The organism is Nonomuraea monospora (genome assembly GCF_039531895.1).
Lineage (GTDB): Bacteria > Actinomycetota > Actinomycetes > Streptosporangiales > Streptosporangiaceae > Nonomuraea > Nonomuraea monospora.
Genome location: NZ_BAAAQX010000052.1, coordinates 55,662 through 72,685, shown reverse-complemented (window position 1 = coordinate 72,685; position 17,024 = coordinate 55,662). Strand labels below are relative to the sequence as shown.

18 protein-coding genes are annotated in these 17,024 nt (G+C 70.0%); 12 read left to right on the top strand and 6 right to left on the bottom strand.

Annotation, left to right across the window (positions count from 1 at the left end; translation table 11 throughout):
• Nucleotide 1: 1 nt before the first annotated feature.
• The 3 genes from ABD331_RS54950 to ABD331_RS54940 all read right to left on the bottom strand — a co-directional run bounded on the left by ABD331_RS54950 (nucleotide 2) and on the right by ABD331_RS54940 (nucleotide 1,147).
• Nucleotides 2–430 (bottom strand): DUF3052 domain-containing protein, encoded by a 429-nt coding sequence (locus ABD331_RS54950; RefSeq protein WP_148442333.1) that lies wholly within the window; start codon nucleotides 428–430, stop codon nucleotides 2–4.
• A 117-nt stretch (nucleotides 431–547) separates the two neighbouring features.
• On the bottom strand, nucleotides 548–955 hold the full coding sequence (locus ABD331_RS54945) for a secondary thiamine-phosphate synthase enzyme YjbQ (RefSeq protein ID WP_344494525.1): 408 nt from the start codon (nucleotides 953–955) through the stop codon (nucleotides 548–550).
• A gap of 9 nt (nucleotides 956–964) precedes the next feature.
• The gene (locus ABD331_RS54940; RefSeq protein WP_148442331.1) at nucleotides 965–1,147 is read right to left on the bottom strand and encodes a DUF1918 domain-containing protein; all 183 of its coding nucleotides are present in this window, start codon (nucleotides 1,145–1,147) and stop codon (nucleotides 965–967) included.
• Nucleotides 1,148–1,844: 697 nt separating this feature from the next.
• Here ABD331_RS54940 and aceE point away from each other — a divergent pair.
• From aceE to ABD331_RS54920, 4 genes are all read left to right on the top strand, one after another.
• A complete protein-coding gene (gene aceE / locus ABD331_RS54935) occupies nucleotides 1,845–4,592 on the top strand; it encodes a pyruvate dehydrogenase (acetyl-transferring), homodimeric type (RefSeq protein WP_344494522.1) in 2,748 nt (915 codons plus the stop codon).
• Between the two features lie 186 nt (nucleotides 4,593–4,778).
• Nucleotides 4,779–6,284, top strand: a complete 1,506-nt coding sequence (locus ABD331_RS54930; RefSeq protein ID WP_344494520.1) for an alpha/beta hydrolase — start codon at nucleotides 4,779–4,781, stop codon at nucleotides 6,282–6,284.
• Nucleotides 6,285–6,294: 10 nt separating this feature from the next.
• On the top strand, nucleotides 6,295–7,050 hold the full coding sequence (locus ABD331_RS54925; protein ID WP_344494518.1) for a maleylpyruvate isomerase family mycothiol-dependent enzyme: 756 nt from the start codon (nucleotides 6,295–6,297) through the stop codon (nucleotides 7,048–7,050).
• A gap of 63 nt (nucleotides 7,051–7,113) precedes the next feature.
• Nucleotides 7,114–7,302: a hypothetical protein gene (locus ABD331_RS54920; RefSeq protein WP_344494516.1), complete on the top strand. Its 189-nt coding sequence runs from the start codon at nucleotides 7,114–7,116 to the stop codon at nucleotides 7,300–7,302.
• Between the two features lie 80 nt (nucleotides 7,303–7,382).
• On the opposite strand, the gene ABD331_RS54915 is transcribed toward ABD331_RS54920, so the two are convergent.
• From ABD331_RS54915 to ABD331_RS54905, 3 genes are all read right to left on the bottom strand, one after another.
• Complete coding sequence (locus ABD331_RS54915) at nucleotides 7,383–7,739, bottom strand: VOC family protein (RefSeq protein WP_344494514.1); 357 nt, start codon at nucleotides 7,737–7,739, stop codon at nucleotides 7,383–7,385.
• A 77-nt stretch (nucleotides 7,740–7,816) separates the two neighbouring features.
• A complete protein-coding gene (locus ABD331_RS54910) occupies nucleotides 7,817–8,545 on the bottom strand; it encodes a helix-turn-helix transcriptional regulator (RefSeq protein WP_344494512.1) in 729 nt (242 codons plus the stop codon).
• A 174-nt stretch (nucleotides 8,546–8,719) separates the two neighbouring features.
• Nucleotides 8,720–9,760, bottom strand: coding sequence for a PHP domain-containing protein (locus tag ABD331_RS54905; RefSeq protein ID WP_344494510.1), 1,041 nt, complete (start codon nucleotides 9,758–9,760; stop codon nucleotides 8,720–8,722).
• 162 nt (nucleotides 9,761–9,922) lie between these two features.
• Here ABD331_RS54905 and ABD331_RS54900 point away from each other — a divergent pair, with 162 nt between their 5' ends.
• From ABD331_RS54900 to fabF, 8 genes are all read left to right on the top strand, one after another.
• Nucleotides 9,923–10,255, top strand: coding sequence for a hypothetical protein (locus tag ABD331_RS54900; RefSeq protein ID WP_148442324.1), 333 nt, complete (start codon nucleotides 9,923–9,925; stop codon nucleotides 10,253–10,255).
• A 2-nt stretch (nucleotides 10,256–10,257) separates the two neighbouring features.
• Nucleotides 10,258–11,403, top strand: a complete 1,146-nt coding sequence (locus tag ABD331_RS54895) for a glutathionylspermidine synthase family protein (RefSeq protein ID WP_344494507.1) — start codon at nucleotides 10,258–10,260, stop codon at nucleotides 11,401–11,403.
• 30 nt (nucleotides 11,404–11,433) lie between these two features.
• Nucleotides 11,434–11,865, top strand: a complete 432-nt coding sequence (locus ABD331_RS54890; protein ID WP_344494505.1) for a DUF350 domain-containing protein — start codon at nucleotides 11,434–11,436, stop codon at nucleotides 11,863–11,865.
• A 103-nt stretch (nucleotides 11,866–11,968) separates the two neighbouring features.
• Nucleotides 11,969–13,093 carry a PucR family transcriptional regulator gene (locus tag ABD331_RS54885; protein WP_344494550.1) on the top strand — a complete coding sequence of 375 codons (1,125 nt, stop codon included), beginning with the start codon at nucleotides 11,969–11,971 and terminating at the stop codon, nucleotides 13,091–13,093.
• Nucleotides 13,094–13,196: 103 nt separating this feature from the next.
• Entirely contained in the window at nucleotides 13,197–14,093 is an 897-nt protein-coding gene (locus tag ABD331_RS54880; RefSeq protein ID WP_344494504.1) for an ACP S-malonyltransferase, read from the top strand.
• Nucleotides 14,090–15,046: a beta-ketoacyl-ACP synthase III gene (locus ABD331_RS54875; protein ID WP_344494502.1), complete on the top strand. Its 957-nt coding sequence runs from the start codon at nucleotides 14,090–14,092 to the stop codon at nucleotides 15,044–15,046. The genes ABD331_RS54880 and ABD331_RS54875 overlap by 4 nt, the downstream gene beginning before the upstream one ends.
• 119 nt (nucleotides 15,047–15,165) lie before the next feature.
• The gene (locus ABD331_RS54870; protein ID WP_344494500.1) at nucleotides 15,166–15,405 is read left to right on the top strand and encodes an acyl carrier protein; all 240 of its coding nucleotides are present in this window, start codon (nucleotides 15,166–15,168) and stop codon (nucleotides 15,403–15,405) included.
• A 44-nt stretch (nucleotides 15,406–15,449) separates the two neighbouring features.
• Nucleotides 15,450–16,682: a beta-ketoacyl-ACP synthase II gene (fabF, locus tag ABD331_RS54865; protein WP_344494498.1), complete on the top strand. Its 1,233-nt coding sequence runs from the start codon at nucleotides 15,450–15,452 to the stop codon at nucleotides 16,680–16,682.
• Nucleotides 16,683–17,024 lie beyond the last annotated feature (342 nt).

The window sequence follows — 17,024 nt, the reverse complement described above, 5'->3', positions numbered from 1 at the left end:
CCTACCTCTTGCCCTTCGGCGGGACGAGCCTGGTCCCGGACCAGTCGGGTGCGGCCGAGATGCTGCTCGTCTGCGAGAGGCCAGCCGTCGTGGAGTCCTCCCCGATGTCGCTCGGCTCCACGTGGCCCTCGCGCCCCGCTTTGGGAGTCAGCAGCCAGATCTGGCCACCATCGGCGAGTGCTCGCATGGCGTTGGTGAGAGCGTCGAAGAGGTCCCCGTCGCCGTCGCGCCACCACAGCAGCACGACGTCCACGACGTCGTAACTGTCCTCGTCCAGCAGCTCGTTGCCGGTCAGGTCCTCGATGGACTCGCGAAGCTCGTCGTCGACGTCCTCGTCCCAACCGATCTCCTGCACCACCTGACCCGACTTGAGGCCGAGTCGTTCGGCCAGGCCGCGCTCGCCCTGCGCCTGACCCGCGGTCGCGCTCACGTTTATCCCTCCTGCTTGAGTGGCCCCGCTTATGCGGTTTATCGCTTCGGCACAGTCCACACGCTGTGACCCTCAGTCGTCAACGGTCGCCACGGGTACGGCCGTAGTCGGTCAGAATCAATCAGACAAAAACGACAGGCGAACCTGGCGTTGCCGGTTGTCGACGTTCAGATCGATCAACGCGACCGACTGCCACGTGCCCAGCGCCATTCGCCCGCCCAGTACGGGGATGGTCGCGTACGGCGGGATCAGCGCGGGCATCACGTGTGACCTGCCGTGCCCCTTCGATCCGTGGGCATGACGCCAGCGGTCGTCGGCCGGCAGCAGGTCGCCCAGGGCCGCCAGCAGGTCGTCGTCGCTGCCCGACCCCAGCTCGAGCAGCGCGATGCCCGCCGTCGCATGCGGCACGAAGACGTGCAGCAGCCCGTCCTCACCCTGGGCACGGACGAAATCGGCGCATTCGGCCGTGATGTCGTGCACCGTCTCTCGCGAACCCGTGGTCACGGAGATGATTTCAGATCTCACACGGAAATCCTACTTAGGCACGACCACGGCATCGGGGCCGGGAAACACCAGCCCAGTGTGGCCGTCGTCGAACCGCACCACGTACGGAGGCCCGCCGTTCGTGCCCTGCACCTCCGTGATTACGCCGCCCCGGTCCCTTTCGCCAACGGTATTCCCGTGCATCAGGAGCCGGTCGCCAACCGTCGCATTCATACCTCCCACATTGGTACGCCGATAGCCGGACGAAAAGAGCGATTCCGAAGTTTTGCCGTGGGCGGCGGGGGAGCTCAAATGATGACCAGATCGTTACCCGACACGGGGGCCAGGGCGTGCGCGGAGGCGCCCCGCGAGGGCGCCCCGCCACCGCATGGCAACGCTACGTGAGGACGCGACGCGGCACTGAAGGTGTGGACGCCGCCCAGGACCGGCCGCCCAGGACCGGCCGCACAGTACTGGAGGAGAGGACGCAGGCGCGGAGGGCGAAAACGATCAAGGCGCAAGGCGGACGAAGGACGTGTCATAGGTGACGTGTTACCAGGGCGGCCCAGGCTCCCCGCGACGCGCCACTTCAGGCCCACACCACTCCCCCTCCACCCACGACGGCTAGACTCGCCCGCCGCGAGTGACAAGCCTCCCTCCGGGGAGGCTAGGAGCTACCGAGGGACGCATCCCGGGCGCATCATGGATTCGAGCGAAATTTCGTCCGTTTTCCTGTCTTGTTAAATTGCTCCCGCGATGTAACCTTTGGTACCGATTCGTCCTACCATCGGTGGTCTAGGCCATCGTAGATGGCCCTGCCAGCAGGGACACTCTGGTTACCGGCCAGTAGAGATGCGTTTTCTACGGCTAGCGACCAGGATGGAAGGCGACCCAAGACCAGACATCAGTCCATCTCGGAAGGCGAGACCCAGTGGCTTCCGGACGCCAGCGATTCTCGATCATCAGCGACGGCCTACCCAGCCAGCTGCCTGATGTCGACCCCAGCGAGACCAACGAGTGGCTCGAGTCTCTCGACAACGTCGTCAAGACCGAAGGCCGCACCAGAGCCCGCTACCTCATGCTCCGCATGCTCGAGCGCGCCCGCGAGCACCAGGTCGGCGTGCCGGGCCTGCGCAGCACCGACTACATCAACACGATCCCGCCGGAGCGCGAGCCCTGGTTCCCGGGTGACGAGCACGTCGAGCGCCGCATCCGCGCCTATATCCGCTGGAACGCGGCCGTCATGGTGTCCAGGGCCAACGCCCGCACCAACGTGGGTGGTCACATCGCCACCTACGCCTCGGCCGCCTCCCTGTACGAGGTGGGCTTCAACCACTTCTTCCGCGGCAAGGACCACGGCGAGTCGGGCGACCAGGTCTTCTTCCAGGGGCACGCGGCGCCGGGCATCTACGCCCGCGCCTTCCTCGAGGGCCGGCTCAACGAGGCGCAGCTCGACGCGTTCCGCCAGGAGCTGTCGCACGGCTTCCACGGCCTGCCCTCCTACCCGCACCCGCGCCTGATGCCGGACTTCTGGGAGTTCCCGACGGTCTCGATGGGCCTGGGCCCGATCGGCGCGATCTACCAGGCGCGGTTCAACCGCTACCTGCTCAACCGCGAGATCAAGGACACCAGCCGCAGCCACGTGTGGGCGTTCCTGGGCGACGGCGAGATGGACGAGCCGGAGTCGCTCGGCGCGATCGGCCTGGCCGCGCGCGAGGAGCTCGACAACCTCACGTTCGTGATCAACTGCAACCTGCAGCGGCTCGACGGCCCGGTACGCGGCAACGGCAAGATCATTCAGGAGCTGGAGTCGTACTTCCGCGGCGCCGGCTGGAACGTCATCAAGGTCGTCTGGGGCCGCGACTGGGACCCGCTCCTGGCGGCCGACGTCGACGGCGTGCTGGTCAACCAGATGAACACCACGCCCGACGGCCAGTTCCAGACCTACTCGGTCGAGACCGGCGGCTACATCCGCGACAACTTCTTCGGCTCCGACCCGCGCCTGCGCAAGATGGTCGAGCACCTCACCGACGACGACATCCGCAAGCTGTCGCGCGGCGGCCACGACTACCGCAAGGTGTACGCGGCGTTCAAGGCGGCCCGCGAGCACGTCGGCCAGCCGACGGTGATCCTCGCCCAGACCATCAAGGGCTGGACGCTGGGCAAGGACTTCGAGGCGCGCAACGCCACCCACCAGATGAAGAAGCTCACCAAGGCCGAGCTGAAGGAGTTCAGGGACCGGCTCTACCTGCCGATCCCCGACTCGGCCCTGGAGGGCGACCTGCCCCCGTACTTCCACCCGGGCGAGAACGACCCCGAGATCCAGTACATGAAGGAGCGCCGCGCGGCGCTCGGCGGCGTGCTGCCCAAGCGGGTCGTGCGCGCCAAGCCGCTGCAGCTTCCCGGCGACGAGGTCTACAAGCAGTTCTCCAAGGGCTCGGGCAAGCAGCAGGTGGCCACCACCATGGCCTTCGTCCGGCTGCTGAAGGACCTCATGCGCGACAAGGAGATCGGCAAGCGGTTCGTGCCGATCATCCCCGACGAGGCGCGCACGTTCGGCATGGACGCCATGTTCCCGAGCGCGAAGATCTACTCGCCGCACGGCCAGACGTACGAGGCCGTCGACCGCGAGCTGCTGCTGTCGTACAAGGAGTCGACCGTCGGTCAGATCCTGCACGAGGGCATCAACGAGGCCGGGTCGATGGCGTCCACGACCGCGGCCGGCACGTCGTACGCCACGCACGGCGAGCACATGATCCCGATCTACATCTTCTACTCGATGTTCGGCTGGCAGCGCACCGGCGACCAGATGTGGCAGATGGCCGACCAGATGACGCGCGGCTTCCTGCTGGGCGCCACGGCCGGCCGCACCACGCTGAACGGCGAGGGCCTGCAGCACGAGGACGGCCACACGCCGCTCATCGCCTCGACGAACCCGGCCGCCGTCTCCTACGACCCGTCCTGGGCCTACGAGACCGCCTACATCGTCAAGGACGGCCTGCGCCGCATGTACGGCGAGGAGCAGGAGAACGTCTTCTACTACCTCACCGTCTACAACGAGCCCTACGTCCAGCCCGCCGAGCCGGCGAACCTCGACGTGCAGGGCCTGCTCAAGGGCCTGTACAAGTTCGCCGACGCGCCGCAGACGCAGGGCCCGAAGGCCAACATCCTGTCCTCCGGCGTGGCGGGCCCGTGGGCGATGGAGGCGCAGCGGCTGCTGGCCGAAGACTGGGGCGTGTCGGCCGACGTGTGGTCGGCGACGTCGTGGTCGGAGCTGCGCCGCGACGCGCTGGCGTGCGACGAGCACAACCTGCTCAACCCGGACGCCGAGCGCCGCGTCCCCTACGTCACCCAGGTCCTCTCGCAGGCCCAGGGCCCGTTCGTGGGCGTCAGCGACTACATGAAGGCCGTCCAGGACCAGATCGCGCAGTGGGTGCCGGGTGACTGGTCCTCGCTGGGCACCGACGGGTTCGGCCTGTCCGACACCCGCTCGGCGCTGCGCCGCCACTTCCACGTGGACGCCGCCTCGATCACGCTGGCCGTGCTGACCAGCCTGGTCAAGCGGGGCGAGCTCGACGGCGAGGTGCTGCGCGAGGCGATCGCCAAGTACCACCTGAAGAACGGCGTCACCGAGGCCGGCGGCGCGGAGAGCAACGACACCCAGTCCATGGGCGTCTGAGTCATCCAGAAGGGGCGCTCCCGCGAACATCTTTCGCGGGAGCCCCGTCATATCCGGCCGTCCGCGCCGTTTGGCCTAGTGAGGCGGCACGTTCAGGAGGGGTACGTGCCGCCTCACCCTGGTTTGGTGCACGGTCACGTATTGTGGGCACTACTTCCCCCTGAGATATGTGAGGGGAAGTACGTCATGCGTCGCGTCACAGCCGCCGCCCTGCTCCTGGCGGCCGCCGGTTGCTCCACAGTGCCCGCCGAGCCCGCTTCGGGGCCCTCGGCCGAGTCCACTGCCGCCTCCGACAAGGTCGCCTGGGGTGCCTGCACGGACATCAAGCGCCCCGACGGCGAGCCGCCCGCCCGCCAGGACGCCTCGGTGCGGTGCGGCAAGCTCGCGGTGCCCCTCGACTACGCCGAGCCCGATGGCGAGAAACTGGACCTGGCGCTGATCAAGCTGCCCGCCACGGGCAAGAACAAGCTGGGCTCCGTGGTGTTCAACTTCGGCGGCCCCGGCGCGTCCGGCGTCGACACGCTCGACCAGGCGGCCAAGGCGCTCACGGCGCTGCGCGCCCGCTACGACCTGATCAGCTTCGACCCGCGCGGCGTCGAGCGCAGCTCCGGCGTGCGCTGCGGCGACGGCGCAGAGATGGACAAGTTCGTCTCGCTCGACACGCTGCCGCCGGACGACGAGACCGACAGGCAGGTCTCGGCGGCCAACAAGCGCTTCGCCGCGCTCTGCCAGGAGAAGTCCGGCAAGATCCTGCCCCACGTCGGCACCGTGAACGCCGCCCGCGACATGGACCGCATCCGCGACGCCGTGGGCGACCCCAAGCTCAACTACGTCGGCATGTCGTACGGCACGCAGCTCGGCGGCGTCTACGCCACCCTGTTCCCCAAGAACGTGGGCCGCATGGTGCTCGACGCGCCGCTCGACCCGACGGTCACGTTCGAGCAGCGCACGCTGGCGCAGACCCGCGGCTTCCAGAAGGCGTACGAGAGCTTCCTGCGCTCCTGCGTGAAGGAGACCTGCGCGATCGGCAAGGACCAGGCCACCGCCAACACCAACGTCGAGAACCTGCTCAACCAGCTCACCGCGCAGCCGCTGAAGGTCGGCAACCGCCAGCTCACCCAGGGCCTGGCCTCCACGGGCGTGGCCGCCGCGCTGTACTCGGAGCTGACCTGGCCGTTCCTGGAGGAGGCGCTGGGCGCGGCGCTGAAGGGCGACGGCGAGGCGCTGCTGTACCTGGCCGACTCCTACACCGGGCGCAGCCCCGACGGCTCCTACTCCACGCAGATGACCAGCTTCCCTGCCATCACCTGCGTCGACACCGCCGAACGGCCCGACGAGGCGACGCTGCGGCGCACAGAGGAGGCCGCGCTGAAGATCTCGCCGCTGTTCGGCAGCGAGGGCTCGGGCGGGCTGTGCCGGGTGTGGCCGGCCAAGGGCAGCGACGAGGCGCGGCACGTGAACGCCACCGGGTCCGCGCCGATCGTGGTGGTGGGCGGCAAGGGCGACCCGGCCACGCCGTACGAGTGGGCGCCGAAGCTGACGGCCCAGCTCAAGACCGCGACGCTGGTCACGTACGAGGGCGAGGGGCACGGCGCGTACCTGTCGGGCAGCAAGTGCGTCCAGGGGCTCGTGGACGCCTACCTGCTCGACGGCAAGGTGCCCGGCAAGGGCGCGAGCTGCCCGGCGGCCTAGTCTGAGCCGGGTGACGGATTTCCAGGACTACCACTCGCGGATCGCTCAGATCGAGACGGAGGCCGCCCGGCTGGCGGCCCTGGCCGGCGACCTGTCCATCCCGGTGCCCACGTGCCCGGGATGGACGCTCGCCGAGCTGATCACCCACGTCGGCCAGACGCACCGCTGGACCGCGCACATGCTGCGCAACCGGGTCCAGGAGCGCGTCTGGTCGCGGCAGGTGCCCAGCGGGCTGGCCGAGGGGCGCAGCGGCGACGCGGCCTGGCTGGCGGCGGGGGCCGCCGAGATGGCCGAGGTGCTGCGGGCGACCGACCCGTCCATGGAGGTGTGGACGTGGGGCCCGGACAGGCGGGCGGCGTGGTGGCCGCGCCGCATGCTCTTCGAGCTGGTGGTGCACCGGGCCGACGCCGAGCTCGCGCTCGGCGCCGGCCCGGAGATCCCGGCGGCGACCGCGATCGACGGGGTCGAGGAGTTCCTGCACAACCTGCCGTCGGCCGTGTGGGTCACCAGGTCCCTGGCCGAGCTCGGCGCGGAGGGGGCCACGATCCACCTCCACGCCACCGACGCCGATGGCGAGTGGACCATCACGCAGGGTCCCGCCGGGAGGATCGAGTGGGCGCGCGGGCACGCCAAGGGCGACGTCGCGGTGCGCGGGCCGGTGAGCGACCTGCTGCTCCTGCTGTACGGGCGGCGCTCGCCCGACGCCCTGACCGTGTTCGGCGACCGGGCGCTGCTGGAGCGCTGGCTACCGGCCGCCGCCTTCTAGCCCCCTTCCAGCCCTGGCCTGGCCCGTCCGGCCATGTCTGCGCCGGACTGATGCCCGCGCGTCATGCCGGACACCGCCCGTTCCCGCCGCACGCGTCGCGCCGGACACCACCATGCGGCTGCTCGCCGCACCGGCGCCGGGTGGCGCGGCGCGGCAGGCAGGGCGGTGGCAGGCAGGGCGGTGGCGGCGCGGGAAGAGGCCCTGGACGCGCCGCCGCTCGGCGATCGGCGGCGTGTCCAGGGCGAGGGGTGAACCGCTCCCGGAGGGGGACGCGGTCCGCTCGCGGCCGGGTCGTCGCGGGGAAGGCGCGTTCCCGGCGGCCGAGCGGATCATCACCTGCGGTGGAAGACTCCGAAGACGCTGCCCGAGGTGTCACGCAGATAGGCGAAGTCGGTGCCGGCGCCGTCGTCGATCACCTTCATGAGCACCTTGCCGTCCAGCGACTCGCTCTTGGCGCAGGTCTCCTCGACGTCGGCCACCCGCACGTGGAAGACCGCGTGGGCGGGGAACTCGCCCTTGGTGTTGAACAGCCCGCCCGCCGGCTGCTCGCCGCCCGGATACCCGATCATCCGGTAGTCGAGCGGGCCCTCGCCGGCGGTGAACGACCACCCGAACAGCCCGCCGTAGAACCGTTCGGCGCCTTCTGGGTCGTCGGTCGCGACCTCGAACCAGGTCACCGTGTTGTCCATCGTCATCTCCTCGGTTTCTCGAACAAGACAACGATCTAACGTGTCGGCGACAACCCTATGTCGGTGTTTTCGATTGACTAATCGAGCAAAGTGCCGTGCACGACCATCTCGGGCACGTCGGTGGCGAAGCCTTCGAGCGGCCGGTCGGGGCAGCGCTCGGCGGTGACGGTGGCGGCGGCGATGCGGTCGAGGCGGAAGACGCGCACGTCGTCGCGGAGCCGGCACCACGCGACGAGATACCAGAACCCGCCGCGCCCGCCCAAGAACACCCCCGGCTCCACGTCGCGCGAGGTGATGGCGCCCTTGGCGTCGGCGTACTCCAGGCGCAGCACGCGCCGCCGCAGCAGCGCCTCCTCGATCGCCCTGGAGATGCCCTCCGCGCCGAGCGGCTGGATCTCGCTGCCCTGCTCGGGCGGCAGGTGGACGAGCTGCACCCGCCGCGCCAGCTCCCTGGCCAGGTCGCCCTCCGGCCCCGGCATGGCCGCCACCACCTTGCGTAAGGCGCTGCGCGCCTGGCGCCCGAACGGCTGGTCACCGGCCTGGCTGAGCGCCACGGCGATGGCCACAGCCTCGGCCGGGGTGAAGTTGAGCGGGGGCAGCGACATCTTCTTGTCGATGGCGTAACCGCCCTTGCGGCCCGGCTCCGCGTAGATCGGCACGCCCGACTCCTGCAACGCGGTGATGTCGCGCTCGATCGTGCGCACGCTCACCTCGAACCGCTGGGACAGCTCGCGGGCGGAGCGGCAGCGGGGGGCGATGGCGCGCAGGTCTTCGACGAGTGCGTAGAGCCGGTCGGTACGGTTCACAGCCGGAACGCTACGCGCCGCCACCGACAATCGCGGGGCGCTCGGCAGCCCCTGGCACACTCCCCTAACCGCCGGGCCACAGGAGTCTCACGCCTGGGCCACTGCCCCAGGCTTCTCTCCGCGAGAGTACGCCCGAACCGGGTTTCCGGCTACGCAACGACCCGCCGTTTTTTCCTACCCGCCGTTCTCGGGACCCTCGCGCGTCCAGGCGATCAGCCGGTCGAGCGGCCAGGTGTTGACGATCCGCTCCGCCTCGATCCCGCACCGGGCGGCGCGCTCGCACCCGTACCGCTGCCAGTCGAGCTGCCCCGGCGCGTGCGCGTCGGAGTCGATCGAGAACACGCACCCCATCTCGTACGCCAGCCGCATCAGCCGCTTCGGCGGGTCGAGCCGGTCGGGCCTGGAGTTGATCTCGACCGCGACCCCGAACCGGCGGCACGCCTCGAAGACCAGCTCCGCCTCGAACTCCGACTCGGGCCGCTTCACCCCGCGCTTCCCGCCGGCCTGCACCACTCGCCCCGTGCAGTGGCCGAGCACGTCCACGAGGGGGTTGGCGATGGCGGTGACCATCCGGCGGGTCATCTCCTCGCCGCCCATCCGCAGCTTGGAGTGCACGCTGGCGACCACCACGTCGAGCCGTTCCAGCAGCTCGGGCTCCTGGTCGAGCGAGCCGTCGAGGTTCACGTCCACCTCGATGCCGGTCAGGATCCTGAACGGCGCCAGCCGCTCGTTCAGCTTGGCCACCACGTCGAGCTGCCGCTCCAGCCGCTCGGCCGACAGCCCCTTGGCCACGGTCAGGCGCGGTGAGTGGTCGGTCAGCGCCCAGTACTCGTGCCCGAGCGCGAGCGCCGCCTCGGCCATCTCCTCGATCGGCGAGCCGCCGTCGGACCAGTCGGAGTGGCTGTGCAGGTCGCCCTTGAGCGCGGCGCGCAGCTCGGCCGTCTCGTCGTCGAGCTCGACCCCGGCGGTCGCCCGCATCCTTCGCAAGTAGGTCGGAACCTGCCCATCGAGGCTTTCGTTTATCACAAGGGCGGTGACTTTCCCGATTCCGGGCAAGTCGCCGAGCGCACCGCTGTGGGCCAGGTGAGCGAGCTGATCGGGGGACAGCTCGTCCACGACCGCGGCGGCGCGGCGGAAGGCACGCACGCGGTACGTGGGCTCGCCCGCGCGCTCCAGATGAAAGGCGATCTCGCGCAGGGCCTCGACCGGATCCATGGGTGCATTCATACCCAAGTGAACGACAAGCACAGGGCACTACACGTTGTACGGGGACAAGGGCCGCCGCTAGGCTGATCGGCCCAGGAAAGCAGGAGTTTGATGGCAACACCGCAGGCGCCCAAGACACCGCCGCGTAAATCGTCCAAGGTCGTTCCCTTAGTGGTTCTCGGCGTTCTGTCGGTGATGGTGGTCGGCTACTGCGCCGCCGTCGCGGACGACGACGAGGTCACCGCCGACTGCGTCGTCCAGTTGGAGGACGGCACCTACGAGGTGGTGGACGACGACTACTGCGACGACGACGGCGGCAGCGGGGGGAGCCACTACTACGCGGGCTCGCGCGGGGCTTACCTGTGGTATTACGGCGGTCGCAGGGTCGGCAACCGGGTCCAGGGCGGCACCACGCTCAAGCCCGTCGACGTGACGATCACCAGCCGCAACGGCAAGGAGATCCAGCGCGGCGGCTTCGGCCGGAGCTGGACGGGCGGAAGCTGACGATGCGCCGCGAGCACGCCGCTCCCAGGGAAGGCTGGGAGAAGACGATCGAGGGCCAGGGGCTGGCCTACCACCGCGCCGCCCACCCGTCCGGGCTGAGCAGGCCGTACTGGGACGAGTCCGTGCATTACGTCTTGTCGATGGACGAGGTCGAGGAGCTGGAGCGGCAGGTCGAGGAGCTGCACGAGATGTGCCTGCGGGCCGTCGAGCACGTGGTCTCGACCGGCCGCTTCGCCGACTTCGCCATCCCCGAGTGGGCCTGGGAGGAGGTCGCGCGCTCGTGGGAGCGCCGCGACGCCTACGTCTACGCCCGCTTCGACCTGCGCTACGACGGCACGGGCCCGGCCAAGCTGCTGGAGTACAACGCCGACACGCCCACCTCGCTGGTGGAGTCGTCGGTGGTGCAGTGGTTCTGGCTGCAGGACGTCTTCCCCGGCGACGACCAGTGGAACTCCATCCACGAGCGGCTCATCGAGCGCTGGCGGGGGCTGCGGCTGCCGCCGGGCCCGACGCACTTCGCGTTCACCAACGCCGACGAGACGGGCGAGGAGGCCATGACCGTGGCCTACCTGCAGGAGACCGCCGACCAGGCGGGCCTGCACACGGTCGCCGTCGCCATGGAGGACATCGGCTGGGATTCACTCAACCACCGCTTCGTGGACGTCGAGGACCGCGTGATCCGCTCGGCCTTCAAGCTCTACCCGTGGGAGTGGATGCTGGCCGACGACTTCGGCAGGCACGCCGTCAGGCACGCCACCTGGTTCGAGCCGCTGTGGAAGACGCTGCTGTCGAACAAGGCGCTGCTGGCGGTGCTGTGGGAGCTCAACCCCGGCCATCCGAACCTGCTGCCCGCCTACCTCGACGGCCCCCGCGACCTGACCTCCTACATCGCCAAGCCGCTGCTCGGCAGGGAGGGCGCCTCGATGCGGATCGTCACGCCCGAGGGCACCCAGGAGACGCCGGGCGGCTACGGCCGCGAGGGGTACGTCTTCCAGGGCTTCGAGGCCCTGCCCGTCTTCGAGGGGCAGCGGCCGGTGCTCGGCGCCTGGATGGTCGCCGACGAGTCCGCCGGCCTGGGCATCAGGGAGACGACGGGTCTCATCACCGACGACACCTCCTCGTTCGTCCCGCACCGCATCGCGCTTTGATCCCTACACCCCTGCACGAATGGAACTTACGTGACCCTTCTCGAAACCCTCGCCCGCGGCGCGGGAGCCATCGCCGCCTACGCCGCCGTCGGCGTGATCCTGATGATCGTCGGCTTCTACGTGATCGACTGGGCCACCCCCGGCAAGCTGAGCGAGATCATCCGCAGTGAGCGGAACCCGAACGCCACCCTGCTGACCACCTCCGCCCTGGCCGCCGTCGGCCTGATCGTGGCCGCCTCCATCTGGGCCTCCGGCGGCCGGCTCGCCGAGGGGCTGGCGGGCACGGCGGTGTTCGGGCTGGTGGGCATCGTGGTGCAGACGGTGGCGATGCTGGCGTTCGACCGGGTCGTCGGGATCTCCGTCCGGGATCTGGTCAAGGAGCAGGAGCTGCAGCCCGGCGCGCGGCTGCTCGCGGTGACGCACCTGGCCATCGGCCTGATCACCGCCGTGGCGGTGATCTAGCACAGGCACGAACCACCGTTCCGGACATCCGGAGGGACCTGGCACTCTAGGAGACGTGACAGACCGGACCCGGGAGGACACCACACGCAGGCTCGAGCGGGCCATGGGCTCGCTCGGCACCGCGGCCATGGCGCGGATGGACGATCAACTCCCGTGGTTCAGGGCGCTCAGCGCCGAGGACCGGTCGTGGGTCGGGCTCGTCGCCCAGGCCGGCATCGCCGCGTTCGTGGAGTGGTTCCAGCACGCGGGCGAGGACCGTCCCACCCCCAGCATCGAGTTCTTCGGCACCGCGCCGCGCGAGCTGAAGCGCTCCATCTCGCTGCAGCAGACCGTCGACATCGTCCGTGTCGTGGTCGAGGTGGTCGAGGCGCAGACGGACGAGCTGGCCGCGCCGGGCGGCGAGGACCAGCTCCAGCAGGCCATGCTGCGCTACACGCGCGACGTGGCCTTCGCCGCCGCCCACGTCTACGCCCGCGAGGCCGAGGCCAGGGGCTCGTGGGACGCGCGGCTGGAGGCGCTGATCGTGGACGCCCTGGTGCGCGGCGAGGTGGACGACGGCCTGCACTCCTGGGCCGCCGCGCTCGGCTGGACCTCCTCCCCCGTGGTCGTCATCGCCGGCCACGCCCCCGACGACGACCCGCGCGCCGTCATCGACGGGCTGCGCGAGAAGGGCCGCCGCATCGGCATGGACCTGCTCGCCGGGGTGCAGGCCGACCGGCTGATCGTGATCGTCGGCGGCGCGGGCAGCGTGGACGACGCCGCCAAGCAGGTCGTGGCCCGCTTCGGCATGGGCCCCATCGTCATCGGCCCCGAGGTGCCCGACCTGCACGCCGCCGCCAGGTCCGCGCGGGCCGCGCTGGCCGGGCTGAAGGCGTCCTACGGCTGGCCCGACGCGCCCCGGCCGGTGCACGCCGAAGATTTGCTGGCCGAGCGGGCGCTCGACGGCGACGCCGACGCCAGGGAGCAGCTCATCGAGAACGTGTACCTGCCGCTCGCGGGCACCCCGCTGCTCGACACGCTCGCGACGTACCTGGAGCAGGGCACGTCGCTGGAGGCGACGGCGCGGCTGCTGTTCGTGCACCCCAACACCGTGCGCTACCGGCTGAAGAAGATCACGGAGCTGACCGGCTACCAGCCCACCGAGGGCAGGTCGGCGTTCACGCTCCAGGTGGGCCTGATCCTGGGCAGGCTCTCGGAGAGCGCCGTAACGTGGCGGGCCCTAACGTAATGGTGCCGAAATCCCCACTGTAGGTTTCCTACAAATCACCCAGGACAAAGTTCGTACGGATCTCCATCCGCGTGTCGAAGTTCTACAGGGCAAGGTGGTTTTTGTGCTTGTACTCGTCGCCCCGGGCCAAGGTGCCCAAACTCCGGGCTTCCTGACTCCATGGCTTGAGCTGCCCGGTCTGGCCGACAGGCTGGGCTCCTGGTCGGACGTCGTCGGGATCGACCTGGTCGCCTACGGCACCACCGCCGGCGCCGACGAGATCCGCGACACCGCCGTCGCGCAGCCCCTGCTCGTAGCCGCCGCGCTGGCCGCCGCCGAGGCGCTCGGCGCGACGCCTGACCTGCTCGCCGGCCACAGCGTCGGCGAGTTCGCCGCCGCCGCGCTCGCCGGGGTGCTCACCCCCGAGCAGGCGCTCCACCTGGTACGTGAGCGCGCCCAGGCCATGGCCAAGGCCGCCGCCGTCACCGAGACCGGCATGACCGCCGTGCTCGGCGGCGTGGCGGAAGAGGTGCTGGCCGGCATCGAGAAGCACGGCCTGACCCCCGCCAACATCAACGGCGCCGGCCAGATCGTGGCCGGCGGCACGCTGGAGCAGCTGGCCGCGTTCAAGGAGGACGCGCCGGCCCGCGCCCGCCTGATCTCCCTCTCGGTCGCGGGTGCCTTCCACACGCACCACATGGCCCCCGCCGCCGAGAGCCTGCGCGAAGCCGCCTGGAACGTCGTCCCCTCGGACCCCAGGATCACCCTGCTGTCCAACGCCGACGGGCAGGCGGTCGCCAGCGGCGCCGAATTCCTCCAGAGACTGGTCAACCAGGTCAGCAACCCCGTCAGGTGGGACGCCTGCATGGAGACCATGGCCGGGCTCGGCGTCACCAAGATGATCGAGTTGCTGCCCGGCGGCACGCTGACCGGCCTCGCCAAGCGCGGCCTGCGCGGTGTCCAGACCGTGGCGCTGAAGACCCCAGACGACCTCGACGCGGCCAGGGAGCTGAACACGTGAGGATCCCCGACATCGCCCCAGGCGGCAGGGTGCTGGCCCTCGGCCACTACCAGCCGTCGAACGTCGTCACCAATGACGACCTGGCCAAGACCATGGAGACCAACGACGAGTGGATCCAGTCCCGGGTCGGCATCAAGGAGCGCCGGGTCGCCCCGGCCACCGAGTCGCTCGAGGACATGGCCACCATCGCCGGCGGCAAGGCGCTGGCGGCCGGCGGCCTGTCCCCCGACGACGTCGACCTGGTGATCGTGGCCACCTGCACGCTCGAGACCCAGATCCCCAACGCCTCCGCGGTCGTGGCGCACCGCCTCGGCATCGACTCGCCCGGCGCGTTCGACGTGAACGCCGCCTGCGCAGGCTTCTGCTACGCGCTGGCCACCGCCGACTCCGCCGTACGCTCGGGAACCGCCAGGAACGTGCTGGTCATCGGCGCGGAGAAGCTGTCGCAGTGGGTCGACTGGACCGACAGGTCCACCGCTGTGATCTTCGCCGACGGCGCCGGCGCCGCGGTGGTCGGCCCGTCCGACACGCCCGGCATCGGCCCTGTGGTGTGGGGCAGCGCCGGCGACAAGTCCGAGGCCATCCAGATCAAGGACCGCGACGACTCCCTCCACCAGGAGGGCCAGACGGTCTTCCGCTGGGCCACCACCGCCCTGCACCCGGTGGCCCTGGAGGCCTGCTCCCGCGCGGGCGTCGACCCCTCGGAGCTGTCCGCGTTCGTGCCGCACCAGGCCAACCTGCGCATCATCGAGGCCATCGCCCGTAAACTGGGCGCCGAGAAGGCCGTCGTCGCCCGCGACATCGTCAACGCCGGCAACACCTCCGCCGCCTCGATCCCGCTGGCGCTCTCGCGCATGCTGGAGCGCGGCGAGGTCCAGTCGGGCGGCCTGGCGCTGGTGCTCGGCTTCGGCGCGGGCCTGACGTACGCGGGTCAGGTCATCGAGATCCCCTAAGACTTCGATCGGTCCTGGTGGTGGCCCCGCAGCGGGGACACCGTAGGATCCGATCGTCCTACAGGCTTGTGCGGCACCGTTCGCACAGAAACCCGGAAACACAAAGGAGAAACAGCGACATGGCTGCCACCGAGCAGGACATCCTCGCGGGCCTCGGCAAGATCATCAACGAGATCACGGGCATCCCGGCGTCCGAGGTCACCCCCGAGAAGAGCTTCGTGGACGACCTCGACATCGACTCCCTGTCCATGGTCGAGATCGCCGTGGCCGCCCAGGACGAGTTCGGCGTCGAGATCCCCGACGACCAGCTCAAGAACCTGAAGACGGTCAAGGACGTCCTCAACTTCATCCAGAACTGAAGGCAAGACATCACACCCGCACTGATCAGTAGGGAGCGAGAAACGTGAGTGCGAACCGGGTACGTGTCGTCGTCACCGGGCTTGGCGCGACGACGCCCGTCGGTGGAGACGTCACCTCGACCTGGACGGCGCTCCTCGCCGGTCAGTCGGGTGTCGAGACTCTCACGACCGACTGGATCGACGCCGTCCCCGTGAAGTTCGCGGGGACGGCAGCGGTCGATCCCACCGAGGTCCTGCCCAGGCCCGAGTCCCGCCGCCTCGACCGCAGCGAGCAGTTCGCGCTGGTCGCGGCCAGGGAGGCCTGGCAGGACGCGGGCACCCCCGAGGTGGCGCCCGAGCGGCTCGGCGTGGTGGTCTCCAGCGGCATCGGCGGCATCTCGACCACGCTGAGCGCGTACGACACGTGGAAGGAGCGCGGCTGGAACCGGCTGTCGCCCTTCACCGTGCCGATGCTCATGCCCAACGGCCCCGCCGCCTGGATCGGTCTCGATCTGGGCGCGCAGGCGGGCGTGCACGCCACGGTGTCGGCGTGCGCGTCGGGCGCCGAGGCCATCGGGTACGCGATGGACATGATCAGGGCCGGCCGCGCCGACGTCGTCGTGGCCGGTGGCACCGAGGCCGCGATCCACGGCCTCAACATGGCCGCCTTCGCGGCCGCGCGTGCCATGTCCCAGCGCAATGACGACCCGCAGGGCGCCTCCCGTCCCTGGGACCGCGACCGCGACGGGTTCGTGCTCGGCGAGGGCGCCGGCATCGTCGTGCTGGAGTCGGAGGAGCACGCCAAGGCGCGCGGCGCGCGGATCTACGCGTACTGCGCCGGCATCGGCTACTCCGCCGACGCCCACCACATCACCCAGCCCGAGCCCGAGGGCCGCGGCCAGATCATGGCGATGACGCAGGCGCTCACCGACGCCGGCATCACCGGTCTCGACGTCAAGCACGTCAACGCGCACGCCACCTCGACCCCGTCGGGTGACGTCGGCGAGGTGGTCGCGGTGGCCAAGGCCATCGGCACCCACCCGCTGGTGACCTCGACCAAGTCCATGACCGGCCACCTGCTGGGCGGCGCGGGCGGCATCGAGTCCGTCTTCGCCATCAAGGCCCTGCAGGAGCGGATCGTGCCCGCCACGATCAACCTCGACAACCTCGACGACGGCATCGAGGTGGACATCGTCCACGGCAAGAACCGCGAGCTGCCGCAGGGCGACATCGCCGCGGTGAACAACTCGTTCGGCTTCGGCGGACACAACGTGACGGTCGTGTTCAAGGGAGCGTGACGGCGGCCTCCCTGCCGCCTATGGGCCGCGTCGCAGCACCCTGCGGCGTGGCCGTCCGTGAACGGGTGCCGGGCGTCCGGCACTCCGGTGGTGCGCGACTCGCCAACGGCGTCGAGTCGCCGCACGCCGCTGTGGCTCACCGGCAGCCTCGACGCCACGTTCGCCGAAAAGCCGGAAAGCTGAAAAGCCGTCCGCTTCGTACGTATGTGTGACGCTTTCGGCGTGCTGTTGGTTGTCCCCGCACCCGCCTTTCCAGGCGCGCCCGACCCACTGCCGGGCCCGGTGACGGGGCTTTTCGTGGTTCAGGGGCAACTTTTACGCAGGTAAAACGACCGTTCCAGC

What these genes read in the sequence shown, in the direction of transcription:
- ABD331_RS54940 (WP_148442331.1), bottom strand. Translation starts at nt 1,147, where the DNA reads ATGAATGCGACGGTTGGCGACCGGCTCCTGATGCACGGGAATACCGTT.
- ABD331_RS54930 (WP_344494520.1), top strand. Translation starts at nt 4,779, where the DNA reads ATGCGTCGCGTCACAGCCGCCGCCCTGCTCCTGGCGGCCGCCGGTTGC.
- ABD331_RS54920 (WP_344494516.1), top strand. Translation starts at nt 7,114, where the DNA reads ATGCCGGACACCGCCCGTTCCCGCCGCACGCGTCGCGCCGGACACCAC.
- ABD331_RS54915 (WP_344494514.1), bottom strand. Translation starts at nt 7,739, where the DNA reads ATGGACAACACGGTGACCTGGTTCGAGGTCGCGACCGACGACCCAGAA.
- ABD331_RS54905 (WP_344494510.1), bottom strand. Translation starts at nt 9,760, where the DNA reads ATGGATCCGGTCGAGGCCCTGCGCGAGATCGCCTTTCATCTGGAGCGC.
- ABD331_RS54895 (WP_344494507.1), top strand. Translation starts at nt 10,258, where the DNA reads ATGCGCCGCGAGCACGCCGCTCCCAGGGAAGGCTGGGAGAAGACGATC.
- ABD331_RS54885 (WP_344494550.1), top strand. Translation starts at nt 11,969, where the DNA reads ATGGGCTCGCTCGGCACCGCGGCCATGGCGCGGATGGACGATCAACTC.
- ABD331_RS54870 (WP_344494500.1), top strand. Translation starts at nt 15,166, where the DNA reads ATGGCTGCCACCGAGCAGGACATCCTCGCGGGCCTCGGCAAGATCATC.